Genomic DNA, 17485 nt, shown 5'->3' with positions numbered 1-17485 from the left:
TCGGTTTTGCGTGGGTTTTTACGATTTAGGAACTAGTTATGTCACAGCTCCTTTAATGACCGTTTAAGCCTTGCTTGGTAATTTCAGCATCTAAATGATCGTTATATTGTTTTAAAAAGTCAAGTGTTGCTTGTAATTGCGCCGGGTCCGCTTGGTCGAATACGGGTTGATCGCGTTGCTGAAACCCTTGGTGTAAACGAGCGTGAATATCAAAGACTTCCTGACCACGTGGGGTTAGGTTGAAATAGATTTCTTTACGATTATCGCTTTGCTGATAACGTTCAATCAAACCGCGGGTCATTAGCCGCTTAGTTAATTTGCTGACGGCTCCACGCGTGACAAAGAGTGCGGTGGCGATTTGAGTAACATTAGCTTGTGGATGCTGACCAATATATTCAATCGTATGCACTTCCGCTGGCTTGTAGCCCTTCAATTCGGTTGCTAACTGTTCTTTACTGAGTAACGTAATTTTATCGAGTAGGGTGCTTAAACTAGTTAAAAATTGTTGCTGGGTATCCATGCCGTTACTCCTATCCTAGAATTGATTGTCGTTAGCATAGCAGAAACGTGTTTCCAGTTCAACAATCAATACAATGTTTCACGTGAAACATCGCAAAGATTACATACTAGGGTTACTTAATGAGGTTTAAATCAATCATTGACTGGGCCGTCGCAATGATGGCATCCTTAGCCGAGCGGGGGTGCCAACCGAGTAATTGAACGGCTTTAGCATTACTAGTTTCAGCATAAGTGCCGACGATGGATGCGACCATTTTTAACATCGGGTTGGTGATTGCCGCGGCTTTAACGGCTATGTTCGGAATCGTTTTTGTCGGTAGTTGTGCGGCGTATTGTGGAAAGGCTTGACGTAAAATATTGGCGACATCGAGCATCGATAAAGTTTCACCAGTCGTTGCCAAGAAACGTTCACCCGCGGCTTGGGGCTGTTGCATCGCTAATAAATGTAAGCTGGCCACATCGCGGACATCCACGTAGCCAGAATCAACGTGGGGAACGGCTTTGGTTTTTCCGGTCAGTAGTTCTTGGATTTGAATGTTGGAATGGGAGTAATCATTGGCTAAGACCGGTCCCATCACGGCAACTGGATTTACCGTAGCGAGTTCTAAGCCGTTACCTTCACGAGCAATAAAATCCCAAGCTGCCCGTTCAGATAAGGTCTTGGACTTTTGATAAGGATGGATCTTCGGTTGATTCAAGTCTGACCAATCGGCCTCAGTGTACGGTGTTTGGCGGTGCGGATGACCAGCAAAGATGGCGCCGTATGCCGATGTTAGGACGACCCGTTTAACATGGGCATCGCGAGCAGCCGTCAAAACGCGTAAGACGCCGTCGACAGCGGGCCGAATCATTTCGGCTTCGTTTTTAAAGTTTAAGGTCGGCGTCGGGGAAGCAGGATGGATGACGTAAGTCGCGCCTTGCATAATCGCGGCCCAATGATCATCGGTTGTTAAGTCCGCCGTGGCAAATTCTAAGTTGCTAAAATCCGTTTGACCACCGTTAGTCAGCATCTGCTTAATCAAGGCTACTTTTTTAGGGGCACGGACCGTGGCGCGGACCCGATAGCCTTGTTGCAGTAATTGTAAAATAATGTGGATGGCGATAAAGCCACTACCACCGGTCACGACAACTAATTCTTTTTGCATTAATAAATACCTCCAATTGTTTTAGTTACACTTGTAACGTCTGTGAAAGTATCATACAATTGACGCAGTAGTGAAACAAGCGTAAACCGCGCATCTGTGACAGAAAGAGGTAATTGTAATGGCAGCGACCAATCATGCCCAAGCAATCAAACAAGATTCGAAAACGTATTTAACCACCGCGCTATGGCAACTTTTGCAAACTAAGGCTTTGTCAGAAGTGACGGTGACCCAAGTTGTCAAACGTGCCGGCGTTAGTCGCATGGCATTTTATCGTAATTTTGATTCATTAGCGGATATTTTGACGGCCTATTTTAAACCGCAAATTGATGCCCGGTTTGACGATGTTATTAAACATGTTCCGACGGCGCAAAAAATGGCCGCAATTGGCGAATTTTTTACGGACTTAGCACCGGAATTGAAGCTCGCGGTCAGCCGGGATTTTGAACCGATCATTCAACAGATCTTTGACGAAAATATGATGGCTTTTTATCAGCAAACGACCATGATGCAAGGCTTAACGGCCGCTCAGCAAAAGTATTGGGCCCATTTTATGAGTGCCGGCGTCTATGCGATTTGGCGGACCTGGTTGTTGGATGGTCAGCATGAATCATTGGATACGATTCATGACTTAATCGGCACGTTTCAGCATGCGACGATGGCCGCTTTACAAGCCCAGAAAGGATGAGGATGGTGCGAAAAATTGCTCCCGTGATGGTCGCACTTGGCGCCATTAGTTATGGGATTCCGGCATCGTTATTTAAAATGGCCGGTCGTGAAGGGGTCGCAAGTGGCCCCTTATTATTCTGGTCATTTTTTAGTTCAGCATTAGTTTTGACGATTATCCAGTTGGTCCGTCAACGACCGTTACGAACGCAAGCGACCACGCCGCGGCAAGTCGCAATTGTCATGTTGGCGGGAACGGCTTCAGGTTTTACGAATACTTTTTATATTAGTGCGTTACATTATGTCAGTGTGGCTGTGGCGGCGGTGATGTTAATGCAATCTGTTTGGTTGTCCGTCTTGATGGGCGCGTTATGGCATCACCGCCGGCCGAGTCGTCGCCAAGTATTTAGTATTAGCTTAGTTTTGGTAGGAACTGTTTTGGCAGCTGGCTTATTGCCGATGAATCGCCCACTCTCATTCATGGGACTGGCACTGAGTTTTTTGGCGGCGGTGGCCTATGCGGTGACACTTCAAGTGACCGGGAGTTTAGGCCATAACTTGGATCCGCTGAGCAAAACGTGGTTGTTGGGCAGCGGGGCTTTTATCTTAGTGGCCATTATTTGGGGACCACAACTCTTAAGCGGACCGGTAACGGTGGCGGCCGTTAAATGGGGTGTCCTCACGGCGGTATTTTCGATGATTTTACCGTTAGCTTGTTATACGATTTTTATGCCGTATTTGGCGCTAGGGGTGGGACCGGTCCTATCTTCGTTAGAATTACCAGCCTCCATTGTGGTCGCATTTTTGCTATTAGGCGAGCGCGTGGCGAGCTGGCAAATGGTCGGGGTGGCGCTGATTATTGTTGCAGTCATTTATAGTAACTATCAGCGTCGGCGATAAGCGGGAAATTACTTGCATGTGACAAAATCCTGCCCTATTATATATAATGCTGATTAATAATTAAATGCGTCACGGATCCTTAGTCCTTACTAGGTCGAGGGGAGTCGTGACGCTTTTTTTAGATGGGAGGAAGTCGCCTTGTTTCGAATCGTGATGCAACACATCCACGGAAAAACGCGGATCTGTTTCTTTTTAGCTCCGTTAATTATGTTGGGAGAAGTCTTTTGTGACTTGCAACAACCGACCTTAATGTCTAATATCATCGACCATGGTCTGGCGAAGGGCGATATGCATTTCGTCATTCAAGAAGCCTTATGGATGTTGATGTTTGCCGTTTTGGGGTTAATCTTTGGGGCCACTTGTGGGACTTTAGGGAGTTACGCCTCTTTAAAAATGGGGGAAGCTCTCCGGAGTCATATGTTAACGGTGGCGCTAGTTGACCGGCAACCGGGTGGACTTGAACCGGCTACGTTGATTACCCGGATTACTAATGACGTCACCCAAATGCAAAATTTAGTAATGATGATTACTCGTGGGATGGTTCGCGCACCGATGTTATTACTCGGTGGGGTCGTCATGTCGGTCATTGTTTGTCCGGATTTGGCGCCAATCTTATTTGTTATTATGCCCATCTTGGTGATTTTCATGTTATGGATTGTGCGGCGCAGTATTCCGTTGTATACCAAAATGCAACAAGCCGTCGATACGGTTAATCGTGTCATGCGTGAAAACTTACAAGGTGCTAAGACGATTAAGGCGTATGTCTTGGAAGACCATCAGCTCGATCAGTTCAATGATGAGAATGCCCAATTACGCCAAACGAGTCAACGGGCGGCGATGGCGACCGTGATTTTGTCACCAGTGATTCAGTTGTTGTTGAATTTAGGGGTCGTGGTGGCGTTAGGCTATGGGGGTAGTTTAGCCATCAGTCAAACCATTAGCGATGGTCAGATTATTGCCTTTGTTAACTATATGATTCAAATTACTTCTGCGATGATTCAAACTGTTAATATCATTACTGCCTTTTCGCGGGCGATTACGAGTGCGACGCGAGTACAGGCGGTTTTAGATGAAGAAAGTGCTGAACAATTACCAGTGGTCACGACCGTTGTTCCGACTGGCAGTGATGTGGAATTTGATGATGTGACGTTTGGTTATCAACAGAGTCAACCGATTTTAAATCATGTAAGTTTTAAGTTGCCGGCGGGAAAATGGTTAGGCATTATCGGGCCGACGGGTGCTGGGAAAAGTTCGCTGATTAATTTATTGACGCGCAGTTTTGATCAATATACGGGAACCATTAAAATTGGTGGTACCGATATTCAGGAAATGAGCTTAGCCGCGGTCCATCAAAAGATAACGGTCGCCTTGCAAGATTCGTTACTGTTTTCGGGCACCGTGCGGAGTAACTTGACTTATGGTGCCAAAGCGGCGACTGACGTGGGACTTGCGGCGGCCAATCAAGTCGCCGTGGCGGATGAATTTGTCGACCGACTGCCGGCAAATTATGATGCGCCTGTTGAACAGGCCGGAAAAAACTTTTCAGGTGGTCAACGGCAACGCCTAAATATTTCCCGGGCAATAGTGCCCAAACGCGATATTTTAGTCATGGACGATGCGACCAGTGCCGTTGATCAGACCACTAATGCGGAAATTAAGACCCGTTTGGAACAAACTCGGTCCGACCAAACGACGGTTATTATTTCCCAGCGGGTGACGAATGTCATGGATTGCGACCAAATCATCGTTTTAGAAGATGGTCAAATCACGGCCCACGGGTCACATGCGGAATTGTTAAAACAGTCTGATTTTTATCGCCAACTCGTGCAAACTCAATTAGGAGGTGGCCGGCATGGACATGCATCGACACGGACCTCGTAATCTCCATCGCGAGAAAGTCCAGTTAAATAATTGGCAACAAACGGTGACGCGGGTTTGGCATTATTTAGCTACCCGCAAGTGGCAGTTGGTGATCGTCTTTTTATTAACAATCGTCACGACCGCGGTCACGATTATTGGCAACCGAATTAACGGGATTGTGATTGATCAATATATTAGTAAGCATCGTTTGCAAGCCCTCTTAATCGTGTGTGCGGCGATGATTGGCATGTACTTAATTGCGAGTGTTTTTACGTATTTTCAAAATTCAATCATTATTAAAGTTGCCCAAGATACTAGTGCCCGTATTCGACACGATGTCTTTGCCAACTTACAACGCCTACCCATGACTTATTTTGATACCCATGATAATGGGGACGTCATGAGTCGGCTAACCAATGACGTGGATAATATCAATACCGCCTTGATGCAAACTTTCGTCCAGTTGTTTACTGGGGTGATTAGTGTCTTGGGGATGGGGTTAGCAATGATTATTTTGTCACCGCTGTTAACGGGGATTGCGCTGCTAAGTACGTTAGCGACGTATCTATTTTCGAAAGCCATCGCCAAGTTAACGCAAAAAGCTTTCATGACCCAACAAGCCGCGCTCGGTAGTTTGAACACTCAAATTGAAGAGTCCGTTTCCGGCAAACAACTCGTGCAATTATTTGATCACACGACGGCCACTATGACTATGTTCAACGAAACGAACGAAACGTATACGAAAGCCGCCTTTCGCGCGCAGGCGTTATCGTCGATTATGGGACCGTTTAACAATATGACGAATAATATTGCGTATTTACTCATTACGGCGGCCGGAGCCATTTCGATTTTAACCGGCCATGGTGGCATCACTGTTGGGATTATTTTTACGTTTTTAATTTACTTGCGGAATTTTACCGGACCGATTAATAACGTGCTTAATCTAATTAATACGTTGCAATTATCGTTAGCGAGTGCCGAACGGGTCTTTGAATTAATCGATGAAGCGCCCGAACAAGATGCACCCGCAGCCGTGGCCGTCAAACAGACCACGGGCAATGTAACGTTTGAACAAGTTTCATTCGCCTATGACACGCGGCCTATCTTAAAAGATATCAATCTAGTCGCTAAACAAGGTGAAGTCGTCGCTTTAGTCGGACCAACTGGTGCGGGGAAGACGACGATTATGAATTTGCTGACCAATTTATATCCGTTGCAACATGGTCGGGTGTTATTGGACGGTCGCGATGTCACGACGATGCGTCGGCAAGACTTACGCCGCTTAGTGACCGTCGTGCAACAAGAATCCTTTTTATTCACCTTGACGATTCGCGAAAATATTCGGCTCGGCCGACCTGATGCTAGCGATGCGGAAGTCGAATTAGCGGCTCAGCGTGCCAATGCGGATGTCTTTATTAAGCAGCTGCCAGCCGGCTATGACACCTTGCTGAGTGAAAATGCGCATAGTTTGTCGCAAGGGCAGCGGCAGTTATTGAGTATTGCCCGGGCCTTTATAACCGGGGCGCCGGTCCTAGTCTTGGATGAAGCAACGGCGTCTATTGATAGTAATACAGAAGCCGATGTGCAAACCGCAATGACCGCTTTAATGCAAGACAAGACGAGTTTTGTCATTGCGCATCGGTTGTCGACGATTCAAAGTGCTGACCAGATTTTAGTGATTAATGATGGTCGGGTCATTGAGCGGGGGACCCATCAAAGTCTGTTGGCTGAAAATGGGTTTTATGCGGAACTTTATAATAGTCAATTCGATCAAGCCTAAAAAAATCCGGTGATAACGTTTGGTTATCACCGGATTTTTTTACATGTATTTAGCGGGTAAGCACGGGCAATAAAATATCATCCACTAATGACACCACAGCGGCGGCATCGTACGGTCGTTCACTTAAAACGTACGACAACATCAGCAAAGTTGGTTGCCCTTTGGCAGCGGCCGGAATTTCAGCGGGCGGTGTTTTTAAATCACCACGTTTATCAGCGTTTATCAAAATATCATTTAAAAAACGTTGGAAGTAATTATCATTCATGAAGTCAAATTTCACACTGGAGACTCGCGGAAACATGTCGAGCGCGAGCGCTTTTAAGTTGTGAATCCCCATTGCTTGGACGGCGGGGAGGGGCAGGGTCATGAGGGCAATTAAGTCTGCCCGTAAATTACCGGTATTAGGGACTGCAAATTTAATTAAGTCGGGATGCGTTTCAAAATAATGTTTGCCGGCTTCGCTGATCACTTCAAATTTAGTGTCCCATCGTCGATAAATTGTATTTTTATTAGTATGCGCGGCGCGGGCAATATCGGCCATGGTCATCTGGTCGTAACCCGTCTGTTGCATGACTTCCCAGGCTGCTTTTAAAATTGCGGCTTCCAATTCGGCGCCGCGTTTTCGATGTGTGGTTGCCATTTTTTTGAATCTCCTCCCTTGTTTTTTCAGAAAAGAAGTTGTAGTATCTCTATTTGGGTACTGTGAGTACCTTAAAGGAGAGATGAATATGAATAATCAAGAAAAAACCACCAAGTCAGTGCCCACCACTGGCAAGATGGATATGCGTGCCGCATTAATCATGGTTTTAGTAATGATGGCACCAATGCTCGATACGACCATGACTAATATCGGTATCAACACCATTCTGAAAGATTTAAACTCAACTGTCAATACCATTCAGTGGGTGACTTCGGCTTATGTTTTAGCGTTAGGGTTGGCGGTGCCGTTAGCCGGCTGGTTAGTTAATCAGATGTCCGGTAAGTTACTAATGATTATTGCCCAGATTGGCTTCTTAATTGGGTCGTTAGCTTCCGGAATCGCGACCAACGTGCCAATGTTGTTAGCTGGCCGGATTGTCCAAGGCGCCGCGGCCGGGATTATTATTCCGTTGGCCACGACGTTGATGCTTAAAATGGCGCAAGGTCAAAACTTAGGTCAATTAATGGCCGTCGTGGGCTTACCAATTGTTTTTGCCCCCATCTTAGGGCCCACGGTAGGTGGCGCGTTGATCAAGTTCTGGAGCTGGCACTGGTTATTTTATATCAATATTCCATTGGTAGTGGCAGCGTTAGTACTGGTATTGATGTATCTACCGACTTTTGAGCCTGACGCGGCAGACCGCAAACCGTTTGATTTGTTTGGCTTTTTACTCATTATCGGCTTGTTTTCCGGGCTGATTGTCGCGGTTACGAATTTCAGTAGTAATGATATTTTTGGCCAAATGAGCGTCTTGATCCCGGGTTTTATTGGGATTGATTGTTTACTCGTTTATATCGTCTATGCGTTCAAACAACCGGATAAGGCGTTGTTACCAATTAAGTTATTTGATAACGCGCACTTCTCAGCGTCAGCGTTGTTACTGTTTATGTCCGGGTTAATGGTCAATGGCGCGATGTTTGCCTTACCATTATTTTTACAAAACATTCGTCATTTAAGTGTCATTATGACCGGAGTTTATTTAATTGCGCAAGGTGCCGGGATGTTAGTCACCCGAACGCAAGTTGGAAAATTAACGGATGCCTATGGTGCCAAATGGGTCGTTATTATTTCCTTAGTGCTAGCAGTTGTGACAACGATTCCGTTTGCGTATTTCACAACGACGACGCCCGACTGGCTAATCTTAACGATGCTCTTTTTGATGGGGCTCAGTCGTAGTGGGGTGACGATTCCGATTATGAGTGATAGCTACACCGGCTTGGATCCTAAACTCATCCCCGAAGCGACCGTTACAACGCGGATGGCGCAAAATATTGGTGGCTCGATTGCTACGGCGATTTTGGCGGCAGTCATCGCGAGTTATGAAGGGAACAACGTGGCCACCACGGCGATGATGAGTACCGCTTATTACCATACATTTATTTGGATTGCCGTGGGAACTGCGGTCGCGATTATTCCAGCGCTGTTTTTAAGTGTTAAAACTAAGGAGGCGGCCTAAATGTTGATTGTTATGATGGTAGTAGCGGCAATTTTAGCCGGCTGGTTGTTAATTACTAAGCGCCACGGTTGGGGTAGTCTATTTTTAGTTGTCATGTTAATCTGCCAAGGGTTGCTTATTTTAGATGCGCAGCAACACTTTGGGACGACCATTAAAACCGTGACGACAACGGCTAAGATCGACCCGATTACTTCGGCAAAGGGCAATCATGTCTTAGTAACGGAGCAACTAAAAAAAGGTAAAACGGTTTATACGGCTTATGCGACCCGGAAACCAAGTAACCAAAAAGTTCAGCTAGTTTTGAATCGCCAAAAACGAGTCCGGGTGACTTATCACGCGAAGCGAGTCGCCCAAGTAACCAGCAATCGTGTTTATCACTACACGAGTACGGCCGCACAATGGTTGTTCAGCGGGGTGACCAATGACGGTCAATTGCAACGTCAGACGGTTACGTATCAGTTGAATAAACATTGGCATGTCTTGACGAAAAAGCAGTTGACCAAACTGGGCAACATGTTAAAACAAAAGTCAGTCAAAACGGCGATGAAAACGGCGGTTACTAAGCAAGTTGCCGCTGAGATTAAGGCTAATCCGAAATTGGCTAAGCAACAAAAAGCATTAGTTAATCAAGCGGAACGGCGTTATATCAGTCATTTGATGACTTCGGTGGCCAAATAAAAACGATGTTTCACGTGAAACAAACACACCCAAGATGGTCGTAACTTGGGTGTGTTTTTGCATATAAACAATTAGGGAACGTATGTTTGATAAATGGGCGAATTGCGGTATAATTGTAATTATCAGTAAACAAGTCAAAGGAGCGTTTTAATATGGATATTGAGGGTTTTAAACAAGTTAAAGCAACTACTAACAAAATTGCCTTGAGCACTGCGGTCGATAATCAGGCCGATGTCAAAATCGTGAACATTGTTTGGCGGGAAGCTCAACCGGACACGTTGTATTTTTCATCAGTTAAGGATAGCGATGCGCTAAAAGTCTATGATCAAAATCCCGACGTGGCCTTTATTACGGTTCCAAACGACGGTACCCCGGGGAACCCTTATATGCGGGCCCAACATGTTCAGGTAAAACGGTCTGAAGTAACGATGGCTGACGATTTATTACCATTATATTTAGAAACGATACCTAATTATCAAAAGGTTTGGGACATAATTGGTTCCAAATTAGTCGTTTTTGAACTAAAGTTAAAGCAAGTTTATGTTGATCCTGGTTTGGGCCAAGAAAAAGGTTATTTGCAATTTTAAGACTGGACACAAAATTTTGAAACGAATTGGCTGAAAAAGCTCGTCAAACTGATAGTTTGACGAGCTTTTTCTATGACTATTTGATGTAAGCCGTCCGATAATCCATGGCACCACTAAATTCATTGGTGACGACACCTTTGAGCTTAGATTTAACTAATAATTGCGAACGTCCTTCATATAAAGGCGTGACTGCTTGATCGTGCATGGCAATTTTTTCGGCTTTTAATAAATCTTGATAACGGGCCGTTGGGTTTAAGGCGTCTTTACCATCGGCTGCCTGCATGGCTTGGTCGAAGGTGGCACTATGATAATGGCCCATGTTCGAGTTACTCGTGGACGTTAAAATTGTTAAGGCTTGTGATGGGTCGGCGAAATCCATACTCCAGCTAGTTAAGTTGAGTTGGAAGTCCCCAGATGAAACTTTACTGAGCATTGAGTTGAATGGAATCGCGTGGACATTGACTTTGAGCCCTTTTAAATGACTGGTAAGTTGTCCTTGAATAAATTCAGCCGCTTGTTTAGTCGTGTCGTCGTCACCACAAGTAATCGTTAAAGTTAGTTGTTGCTTGGTAGATTGTTTTTTACTAATGAATTAAAGTTTTCAACGTCGTAATGACCGCGCCCGAATCCGTAATTGGTGGCGGGCTCCACGTACCGCGTTACCCAAAGCATCAATGTTTTGCGTTAATGCCACGCCTGAATAACCAGCGTCGCCGATATGATGGATATCGATTCCGAGCGCTTTATCTTCTAAAGCAATCCGGCGAATAACATCGGTACTACTGCTTTCTTGACTAGTCCCGATGGTCGCCATGGTTAAGACCTTGTTGGCGGAATCACTGACTTGCGCATTGTGAGCATCGACCACGGCAATGACTTCGGTTAAGAGGGCGGTCGTAATTCGTGGCACTGTGTAAAGGGCCGGCACGAGTAAAATATCCACGCCAGCTTGAATGAAGTCGGCCGCAATTTCAGCGTTAATAACCGGTTCATCAACGCCGGAGCTGTGCATCTTACCAGCGATAACCAAACCACTAAAATTATCTTTAGCTAACTTAATGGTGTTTAGAATCGTTTGATTGTTCACACCGGTCCCGGGATTCCCCGTTAGGCAAATAAAGTCCACACCCAGCTTTTCGGCCAGTTGGATCGTGGTCAGGGAAGCTTGGCGGCCGGCACTAATATTAATTTGTTGACTCATCAAGTGGGCATCACTGACGGGTTCCAAGTTCACGCCGACCGGTTTGCCAACGAGTTCTTTGAGCTTAGCGATGGGATTTTCCGTTGCTGGTAAATTTTTGATGTCGATATTTTCTAAGTCGATACCGTTTAATAAAACTAAATCAGCTCCGGCAAAAACGGCGATTTCACTATTAGTCACGCCATCGACGATTGGTGGTAAAGCCACCACGTTTTCTGACAGAATCGTCCGACCTTCACCTGCGTAAATCGCTTGTTTTAAGTCTGCAGCGGTCATTTTGGCATAATCAGTGGCGGTGCAGTCTAAGATTCGTTTAACCATGTTAGTAGCTCCTTTTTTAATTCAATTAAGTAACTATATGATAACAAGAATCGCGATATGATAGGAATGAAAACGCTCAAAAAAACAGTAGCAAAACCGTTTTGGCTTTACTACTGTTATGCTGTCAAAATGAAGGTTACCAAATAACGGTTAATGAGTTACTCAATGTGTTTTGACGTGTTTTAATTGCATCTGAATTCCAAATACCGTTTTCCAGTTGTTTGGCCAATACATGATTGGCATTTAAATCAGACTTTAATAGCGCAACGGTGAGCTCGGAAACGCTGGCGTATTCTTTTTCGCTTAGATTTTTTTCTAAAATAGTCCAATTACCAATGTAGTTTTGATAATCACCGAGGTTTTGGTCAGTGGAAATTTGAACTAATCGATAATTATCGTCATTGAAGGCTTTGAGGTATAAGTCATTATTACCAAAATCGTCAAAAGTTGCGTCGTATAGTTCAGCTAATAAATAGACAAGGGTCCACTTCTTGGCACCCCGTTGGCCGCCATCTTTTGCCAGGGCGTTGAAATTAGTTTTGATTTGATCATCGCTGGGAATCAAATGTTCATTAATATAGTTATTAATATCATCAACATTACGTAATTGTAAGGTCCAAATCTTTTGAGCGACATCTGAAAAGCCGCTTTCCAATTTATTAGTACCTTGGTTCATGATAGTCCGATGACGAATAAAGACCGATGTCACTTTACGAACAATTTTCAGAATTTTATCTTCACTGAACTGTGTGTACTGTAGTGAAAGGACAATCGGGTAATAGAGTAATACGCGCATCCGATTAAGAATATCTAGCTGTTGTGTTAACGTTTCGTTATTAAAGTAGCGAGCGTGGGCCTTGGGTTGAGTTGGCGACTCTAAGACCGTATAAAGATCGACCAGTTTTTCGAGATCGGTTAAGAAGTGCTTGGCACTATTGATATTATCCACTTCGGAACTAATTTCGCGATAAAGTTTGGCTTCAGAGACGATCCGTTTTTTTGATGCCCAATAAGTTCGGATGAACCGCGTAATCCGATTACTGTCGTTATCAAGTTTGCTGGTAATGCTAGTCCAAGTTTGATTGGCTTGTTCCAGATCATCGCTCATCAGCGACATAACGTGATTTTTGATGATATCTGAAGCTTTTAAGTCTTTACCACGGCTGTTTAGTGTTTCAAAGATGGTAAAAGCATCCCGCCGACTAGGTGCTGAAATCATTACGATATAAAAGTCTTCAAAAAATGATTCAAAAGTTAATTTGAGCTTGTTGATACGGCCACTCAATGTTTTTTCCAACTTCAACGACTTTAAAATCCAGCTATACATATCGCGGTACGCTTTTTGCATATTCTTTTTGGGCTCTGAGTTAGTTTTGGTTGTTAAGGCATTTGAATTCGAATGGGTCAAGTTGAAAAAGAATGTTTGCAAACTTTCGCCGTCGTCATCGACATGTTGTTGAACCGTTAACGATGAAGCATCGCCCTTTTCACCACGGATGGACTTTTTGACTTGATTACGGATATCACGTAATTCATCACCGCTTTCCTCGGCATCCAAGGCATTGGCGGGGTTCTTGCTTAAATCGGTATAGATTTCATTAGCAATATCGCGGATTACAGCCATAAAGATTGTGCTAGTAGTTAAGCGTTGTTGCCCGTCAATTATTTCTTGCTCATTATTGTTATTACGGTAAGTTACGATTTGGCCAAAAAAGTGATTGTTTCGTTTTCCGTTGACGATATCTTCCAAGTCACTCCAAAAATCTTCAATTTCATTAGTTTCCCAGGCATAATTACGTTGATAGAGTGGCACAATAAATTTATTATCGTGAAAGAGTTCATTGATTCTAAAACGTGATGGTTGTGGAATTTCGACAAATGCGTTCATAAGTTGCTCCTTTTAAATGAATCTAACAATTAATGTATGTAATTAAGACTTCATTAGTGATTATAACTGATCTGGCAAAACTAATGTAAATAATAAATGAATAAGTATAATGTCAACATAAGTTAGTTGATATCGCTGAGGCTTAATTAATAAGCCATCAAAAAAGTAGTGAAAACCATATCGGTCTCACTACTTTTTTTAGATTAATGCTAATAATTCGCTCGGATGTTGTGGTTGATAGGTGGCCTTTGAAAAGTCCGTCGTTGGTAAGGCGCCCCAAGTAGCGGTGGCGAAATCAATCTTGGCGTCTAAGGCCGCTTTTAAGTCATAAATAGCGTCCCCAACGTAAATCGTATCAGCAGGAGCTAATTGATGTTCAGCCATCGCATAGCGTAACGGTGCGCCGCTTGGTTTATGTTCCGTCGTTTGATCGGCGGTCACGATAATGTTAGATGACGTGATTTCTGGGAAAGCCCCCAAGTCACTACGAACTTCAGCAGCCGTCCGTGAAGTGACGATACCAACGGTAGTACCGGCATCCCGGAGTTGTTTAAGCATGGCGGGAATACCATCGAAAAATTGTAATTCATCCTTATGTTTACCAATAGCGGTGGTGAAATCAGCCGTGATTTCAGCGATGTGTCCCAATTCTAATTTGGCTAGAATTTTATCGGTGGGAATACCAACCATCGACCGCGCTGTTTCAACGGAAACGTCATAGCCGTAATTAGCGGTGATTTTGTGTAAAACATTGGCGGCAATGGTCGCCGAATCAATTAAGGTGTTGTCAACGTCAAAGAGGATATTTTTATAAGTCATGAGAAGTCCTTTCTGATAGTGAATTTATTTAAACATATGTTCATTATTCTAACATGAAATCAGGTTTGATTATTGATTTATATAGGCCGTGATTTTATTTTTATCAAAGCGATGCCGTGTTCGCGAATATTCAAAGGGCTGTTGATCATCTAAGTAGACGGTTTGTTTCACTTGCAAGATGGGGTCGGTGACCGCACAAGCTAAATATTTTTGGTCATAATCGTCTGGCTGATCTGCACTGATCTCACGAAAGGCCGCGCCAATCTTAAGGTTAAGCGTCTGTTTGATATAAGCATAGATCGAATGATCTAAGACGGTTTCATTAATACCGGGAATAACCTTGACCGGCATGTAAGTATATTCCAATGACGCCGGTGACTGGTCAATGGAGCGTAAGCGAATAATGTAATAGACTAGATCGTTTTCATCCAGTTGCAATGCTTCGCACACATGGTCATCGGGATATTGGATTTTAAAGTGAATTAGGCGATTCTTTAAAATCTGGTGGGGATCTAAACCATCCGTCGTGCCAGTATACTGATCGATACTAGTTTCAGTCTGCATGATACGATTGGCGTCGGGACTGACGTAAGTTCCAAGCCCGCGTTTCCCGAGGATTAGACCTTCGGAAGTTAACACGTCGAGGGCTTTTTGTAAGGTCACGCGACTCGTATTGAACTGTTTAGCCAGTTCTTTTTGACTGGGTAAGCCTTGTTCAGTTGAATAGACTCCCGTGCGGATTCGTTTGCGTAGTTCATTTGCAATATCGTTGTATTTAGCCATAAGCAAATTCCTGTCTTTCGTTTTGCTGTTGTTCAGAATTGTCTGAACAATGCGTCTCAATAGCCATTATACCGTCAAAAAGACTAGCGAGGCGGTAAAGCGGTTTAAAAAAATGTACCCATCGCCGGTAGCGATGAGTACATGAGAGATTGATTAGGCATTCATAGCGGCATTCTTGGCGGCAATTCGTTCACTGATCTTCATAAATGGTAAGTAAAGTAAGACCCCTAAAACAATGATGAACAGTTGTACAAGGACTGCGCGCCAATCACCGGCAGTGGCCAGATAAGCACTCAGCAGTGGTGGCGTGGTCCAAGGAATGAGGACGACGACGCGACTCATCCAGCCAATTGAAGTAAAGAAGTAGGCGATTAAGATACCTAAATCAGGTAATAAAACAAATGGGATAATCATCGGAATATTAAAGACGATCGGATACCCGAAGATAACGGGTTCGTTGATGTTGAAAATTCCGGGCGCCGTGGCTAAGTCAGCAATACTGCGACTAGCTTTGGATTTCGAAAATAGAAAAATAGCAATTAATAAACAAATTGTTGAACCGGTCCCGCCCATCATGCCAAAGGTGTCACGGAAAGTATTGGTCATGATATATGGGACGGCCTTATGAGCCTGATAAGCGGCCATGTTTTTATTCATGTTGATTAACAAAACTGGATCAAGCAAAGTCCCATTAATAACCGTTTGGTGAATCCCTAAGGTAAATAGGAAGTTACCGCAACTATAAATTAAAATAACACCAAGTAAGCTCGTGTTGAATTTACGCAATGGTTCTTGAATCACGTTCGTAATCAGGGCAATTAGGTTAGTGTCGAAGAAAACGTATAAGAGGGTGGAAATTAGTGCTACGATACTTAACGTTAAAATGACTGGAATCATGGAGCTGAACCCATCAGCAACAGCTGGGGGCACGTTATCCCCGATATTAATTTTGAATTTTTTAACTTTGGAAAGCTTAACAAATAATTCAGTCGCTAATAGCCCGATGATAATGCCGGCAAACATCCCGGTAGTCCCGAGATTAGCAAAGCTTAAGCCGCCGGTCACGGAAGCCGTCTTAGCGGCATCTTTCGTCGTGGCTAAAGCAATGTTTAGTGGCATGACCATAATTAAACTTGAAAGGGCCACGATGGCGGCGGACATTGGACTTGAAAATTCGCGGTTCTTGGCCAAATTATAACCAATTGCCGGGGCTAATAAGAGCCCTGCAATGTTTAAAGAACCGTTGGCAATCATACTACCCCAAATTTGGCAGTTGCTTAAAGCGGTGCCATGCACGATTAGCGGCAAGATGACGTTATTAATTAAGACACCTAACCCAGCTAAAATGAAGATGGGCATAATCAATGCAAAGGCATCACGTAAGGACCGTAAGTGAACTTCATTACCAAGTTTGGCGGAAAAATCGGCAAACTTGTCTAAGAACTTTTTACCCTTGGATTTTGGTGCTGTTTCCATATTAAACACCTCACTTATTAAATTTACATTTCGGCGCCGTTAGATTTAATCACACGTTTGAACCAGTGATAGCTCTTTTTAGGAACTCGTTTCATATCTTTCAAATCATGATTAGTCCGGTTTACGTAGACCACGCCATAGCGTTTATCCATATTACCTTGAGAACTTGGAATATCGATTAAGCCCCAACCTAAATAACCAATAACGTTAGCACCATCGCGAACAGCGTCTTTTAACGCTTGTAAGTGGTCCCGATGATAAGCAATCCGATAGTCATCATCGATTTCGTGGTGGCCATCCCAGTGTTCACGGACGCCAATCCCGTTTTCGATTGGGAAGATTGGTAACCCGGTCCGGTTATATAAGTCCATTAAGACCCCATAGAAGCCTTGTGGATCAATTTGCCAGCCCCATTCGTTAGCTTGTAAATAGGGGTTCTTCTTGGCACCCAAAGCACCGATATAGTTAGGAGCGGTGCCAGCTGGAACTTTTGTGCTGTCGATGGTACTAGTTGCATAATAGCTAAAACTCATGAAGTCGCTACGAGTTTGGGCCAATTCGGCCAGCTCGTCAGGCTTTAAAATATCGTCTAAATGTTGTGATTGCATAAAGCGCACGACTTCATCGGAATATTTTCCTTCCGTAAAAATACGAATTAGGTAGATTGTAAAATTAATCCGAACGCTGTTCGGACAAAAAAGATCAGCTT

General features: G+C 44.0%; 17 protein-coding genes. 7 read left to right on the top strand and 10 right to left on the bottom strand.

The window, feature by feature from the left end:
* Positions 1-52: 52 nt before the first annotated feature.
* Positions 53-520 carry a MarR family winged helix-turn-helix transcriptional regulator gene (locus DY78_RS00735; RefSeq protein WP_024626453.1) on the bottom strand — a complete coding sequence of 156 codons (468 nt, stop codon included), beginning with the start codon at positions 518-520 and terminating at the stop codon, positions 53-55.
* Between the two features lie 112 nt (positions 521-632).
* Positions 633-1664 (bottom strand): SDR family oxidoreductase, encoded by a 1032-nt coding sequence (locus DY78_RS00730; RefSeq protein WP_024626452.1) that lies wholly within the window; start codon positions 1662-1664, stop codon positions 633-635.
* Between the two features lie 118 nt (positions 1665-1782).
* Between DY78_RS00730 and DY78_RS00725 the strand changes: the two genes are divergently transcribed.
* The 4 genes from DY78_RS00725 to DY78_RS00710 all read left to right on the top strand — a co-directional run bounded on the left by DY78_RS00725 (position 1783) and on the right by DY78_RS00710 (position 6867).
* Positions 1783-2349 carry a TetR/AcrR family transcriptional regulator gene (locus DY78_RS00725; RefSeq protein ID WP_024626451.1) on the top strand — a complete coding sequence of 189 codons (567 nt, stop codon included), beginning with the start codon at positions 1783-1785 and terminating at the stop codon, positions 2347-2349.
* A 5-nt stretch (positions 2350-2354) separates the two neighbouring features.
* A complete protein-coding gene (locus tag DY78_RS00720) occupies positions 2355-3227 on the top strand; it encodes an EamA family transporter (protein ID WP_024626450.1) in 873 nt (290 codons plus the stop codon).
* Positions 3228-3365: 138 nt separating this feature from the next.
* The gene (locus DY78_RS00715) at positions 3366-5108 is read left to right on the top strand and encodes an ABC transporter ATP-binding protein (protein WP_024626449.1); all 1743 of its coding nucleotides are present in this window, start codon (positions 3366-3368) and stop codon (positions 5106-5108) included.
* A complete protein-coding gene (locus tag DY78_RS00710) occupies positions 5080-6867 on the top strand; it encodes an ABC transporter ATP-binding protein (RefSeq protein ID WP_024626448.1) in 1788 nt (595 codons plus the stop codon). Before DY78_RS00715 ends, DY78_RS00710 begins: the two co-directional genes overlap by 29 nt.
* Before the next feature lie 49 nt (positions 6868-6916).
* Here DY78_RS00710 and DY78_RS00705 read toward each other — a convergent pair whose 3' ends face one another.
* A complete protein-coding gene (locus DY78_RS00705) occupies positions 6917-7507 on the bottom strand; it encodes a TetR/AcrR family transcriptional regulator (RefSeq protein WP_024626447.1) in 591 nt (196 codons plus the stop codon).
* A gap of 88 nt (positions 7508-7595) precedes the next feature.
* Here DY78_RS00705 and DY78_RS00700 point away from each other — a divergent pair, with 88 nt between their 5' ends.
* The 3 genes from DY78_RS00700 to DY78_RS00690 all read left to right on the top strand — a co-directional run bounded on the left by DY78_RS00700 (position 7596) and on the right by DY78_RS00690 (position 10288).
* Positions 7596-9023 (top strand): DHA2 family efflux MFS transporter permease subunit, encoded by a 1428-nt coding sequence (locus tag DY78_RS00700; RefSeq protein WP_029779222.1) that lies wholly within the window; start codon positions 7596-7598, stop codon positions 9021-9023.
* Positions 9024-9701, top strand: a complete 678-nt coding sequence (locus DY78_RS00695) for a DUF4811 domain-containing protein (protein ID WP_024626445.1) — start codon at positions 9024-9026, stop codon at positions 9699-9701. It begins immediately after the preceding gene.
* A gap of 152 nt (positions 9702-9853) precedes the next feature.
* A complete protein-coding gene (locus tag DY78_RS00690) occupies positions 9854-10288 on the top strand; it encodes a hypothetical protein (RefSeq protein ID WP_024626444.1) in 435 nt (144 codons plus the stop codon).
* Between the two features lie 76 nt (positions 10289-10364).
* Here DY78_RS00690 and DY78_RS16710 read toward each other — a convergent pair whose 3' ends face one another.
* From DY78_RS16710 to DY78_RS00655, 7 genes are all read right to left on the bottom strand, one after another.
* The gene (locus DY78_RS16710; RefSeq protein WP_082621200.1) at positions 10365-10877 is read right to left on the bottom strand and encodes an ABC transporter substrate-binding protein; all 513 of its coding nucleotides are present in this window, start codon (positions 10875-10877) and stop codon (positions 10365-10367) included.
* A gap of 12 nt (positions 10878-10889) precedes the next feature.
* Positions 10890-11810, bottom strand: a complete 921-nt coding sequence (locus tag DY78_RS00680; RefSeq protein WP_024626442.1) for a DUF7916 family protein — start codon at positions 11808-11810, stop codon at positions 10890-10892.
* 136 nt (positions 11811-11946) lie between these two features.
* Positions 11947-13698, bottom strand: a complete 1752-nt coding sequence (locus DY78_RS00675; RefSeq protein WP_024626441.1) for a DUF262 domain-containing protein — start codon at positions 13696-13698, stop codon at positions 11947-11949.
* 198 nt (positions 13699-13896) lie between these two features.
* Positions 13897-14517 carry an HAD family hydrolase gene (locus DY78_RS00670; protein ID WP_024626440.1) on the bottom strand — a complete coding sequence of 207 codons (621 nt, stop codon included), beginning with the start codon at positions 14515-14517 and terminating at the stop codon, positions 13897-13899.
* Between the two features lie 69 nt (positions 14518-14586).
* Positions 14587-15300, bottom strand: coding sequence for a GntR family transcriptional regulator (locus DY78_RS00665; RefSeq protein WP_024626439.1), 714 nt, complete (start codon positions 15298-15300; stop codon positions 14587-14589).
* A gap of 153 nt (positions 15301-15453) precedes the next feature.
* Positions 15454-16776 (bottom strand): PTS sugar transporter subunit IIC, encoded by a 1323-nt coding sequence (locus DY78_RS00660; RefSeq protein ID WP_024626438.1) that lies wholly within the window; start codon positions 16774-16776, stop codon positions 15454-15456.
* Positions 16777-16799: 23 nt separating this feature from the next.
* Positions 16800-17485 (bottom strand): family 1 glycosylhydrolase (locus DY78_RS00655; protein WP_156404085.1); only part of this gene is annotated, 686 nt, incomplete at its 5' end.

The organism is Lactiplantibacillus fabifermentans DSM 21115, from assembly GCF_000498955.2.
GTDB lineage: Bacteria > Bacillota > Bacilli > Lactobacillales > Lactobacillaceae > Lactiplantibacillus > Lactiplantibacillus fabifermentans.
This window is presented reverse-complemented; position numbering and strand designations above follow the sequence as displayed.

What these genes read in the sequence shown, in the direction of transcription:
- DY78_RS00675 (WP_024626441.1), bottom strand. Translation starts at nt 13,698, where the DNA reads ATGAACGCATTTGTCGAAATTCCACAACCATCACGTTTTAGAATCAAT.
- DY78_RS00725 (WP_024626451.1), top strand. Translation starts at nt 1,783, where the DNA reads ATGGCAGCGACCAATCATGCCCAAGCAATCAAACAAGATTCGAAAACG.
- DY78_RS00705 (WP_024626447.1), bottom strand. Translation starts at nt 7,507, where the DNA reads ATGGCAACCACACATCGAAAACGCGGCGCCGAATTGGAAGCCGCAATT.
- DY78_RS00680 (WP_024626442.1), bottom strand. Translation starts at nt 11,810, where the DNA reads ATGGTTAAACGAATCTTAGACTGCACCGCCACTGATTATGCCAAAATG.
- DY78_RS00670 (WP_024626440.1), bottom strand. Translation starts at nt 14,517, where the DNA reads ATGACTTATAAAAATATCCTCTTTGACGTTGACAACACCTTAATTGAT.
- DY78_RS00695 (WP_024626445.1), top strand. Translation starts at nt 9,024, where the DNA reads ATGTTGATTGTTATGATGGTAGTAGCGGCAATTTTAGCCGGCTGGTTG.
- DY78_RS00730 (WP_024626452.1), bottom strand. Translation starts at nt 1,664, where the DNA reads ATGCAAAAAGAATTAGTTGTCGTGACCGGTGGTAGTGGCTTTATCGCC.
- DY78_RS00710 (WP_024626448.1), top strand. Translation starts at nt 5,080, where the DNA reads ATGGACATGCATCGACACGGACCTCGTAATCTCCATCGCGAGAAAGTC.
- DY78_RS00700 (WP_029779222.1), top strand. Translation starts at nt 7,596, where the DNA reads ATGAATAATCAAGAAAAAACCACCAAGTCAGTGCCCACCACTGGCAAG.
- DY78_RS00665 (WP_024626439.1), bottom strand. Translation starts at nt 15,300, where the DNA reads ATGGCTAAATACAACGATATTGCAAATGAACTACGCAAACGAATCCGC.
- DY78_RS00690 (WP_024626444.1), top strand. Translation starts at nt 9,854, where the DNA reads ATGGATATTGAGGGTTTTAAACAAGTTAAAGCAACTACTAACAAAATT.
- DY78_RS00735 (WP_024626453.1), bottom strand. Translation starts at nt 520, where the DNA reads ATGGATACCCAGCAACAATTTTTAACTAGTTTAAGCACCCTACTCGAT.
- DY78_RS00660 (WP_024626438.1), bottom strand. Translation starts at nt 16,776, where the DNA reads ATGGAAACAGCACCAAAATCCAAGGGTAAAAAGTTCTTAGACAAGTTT.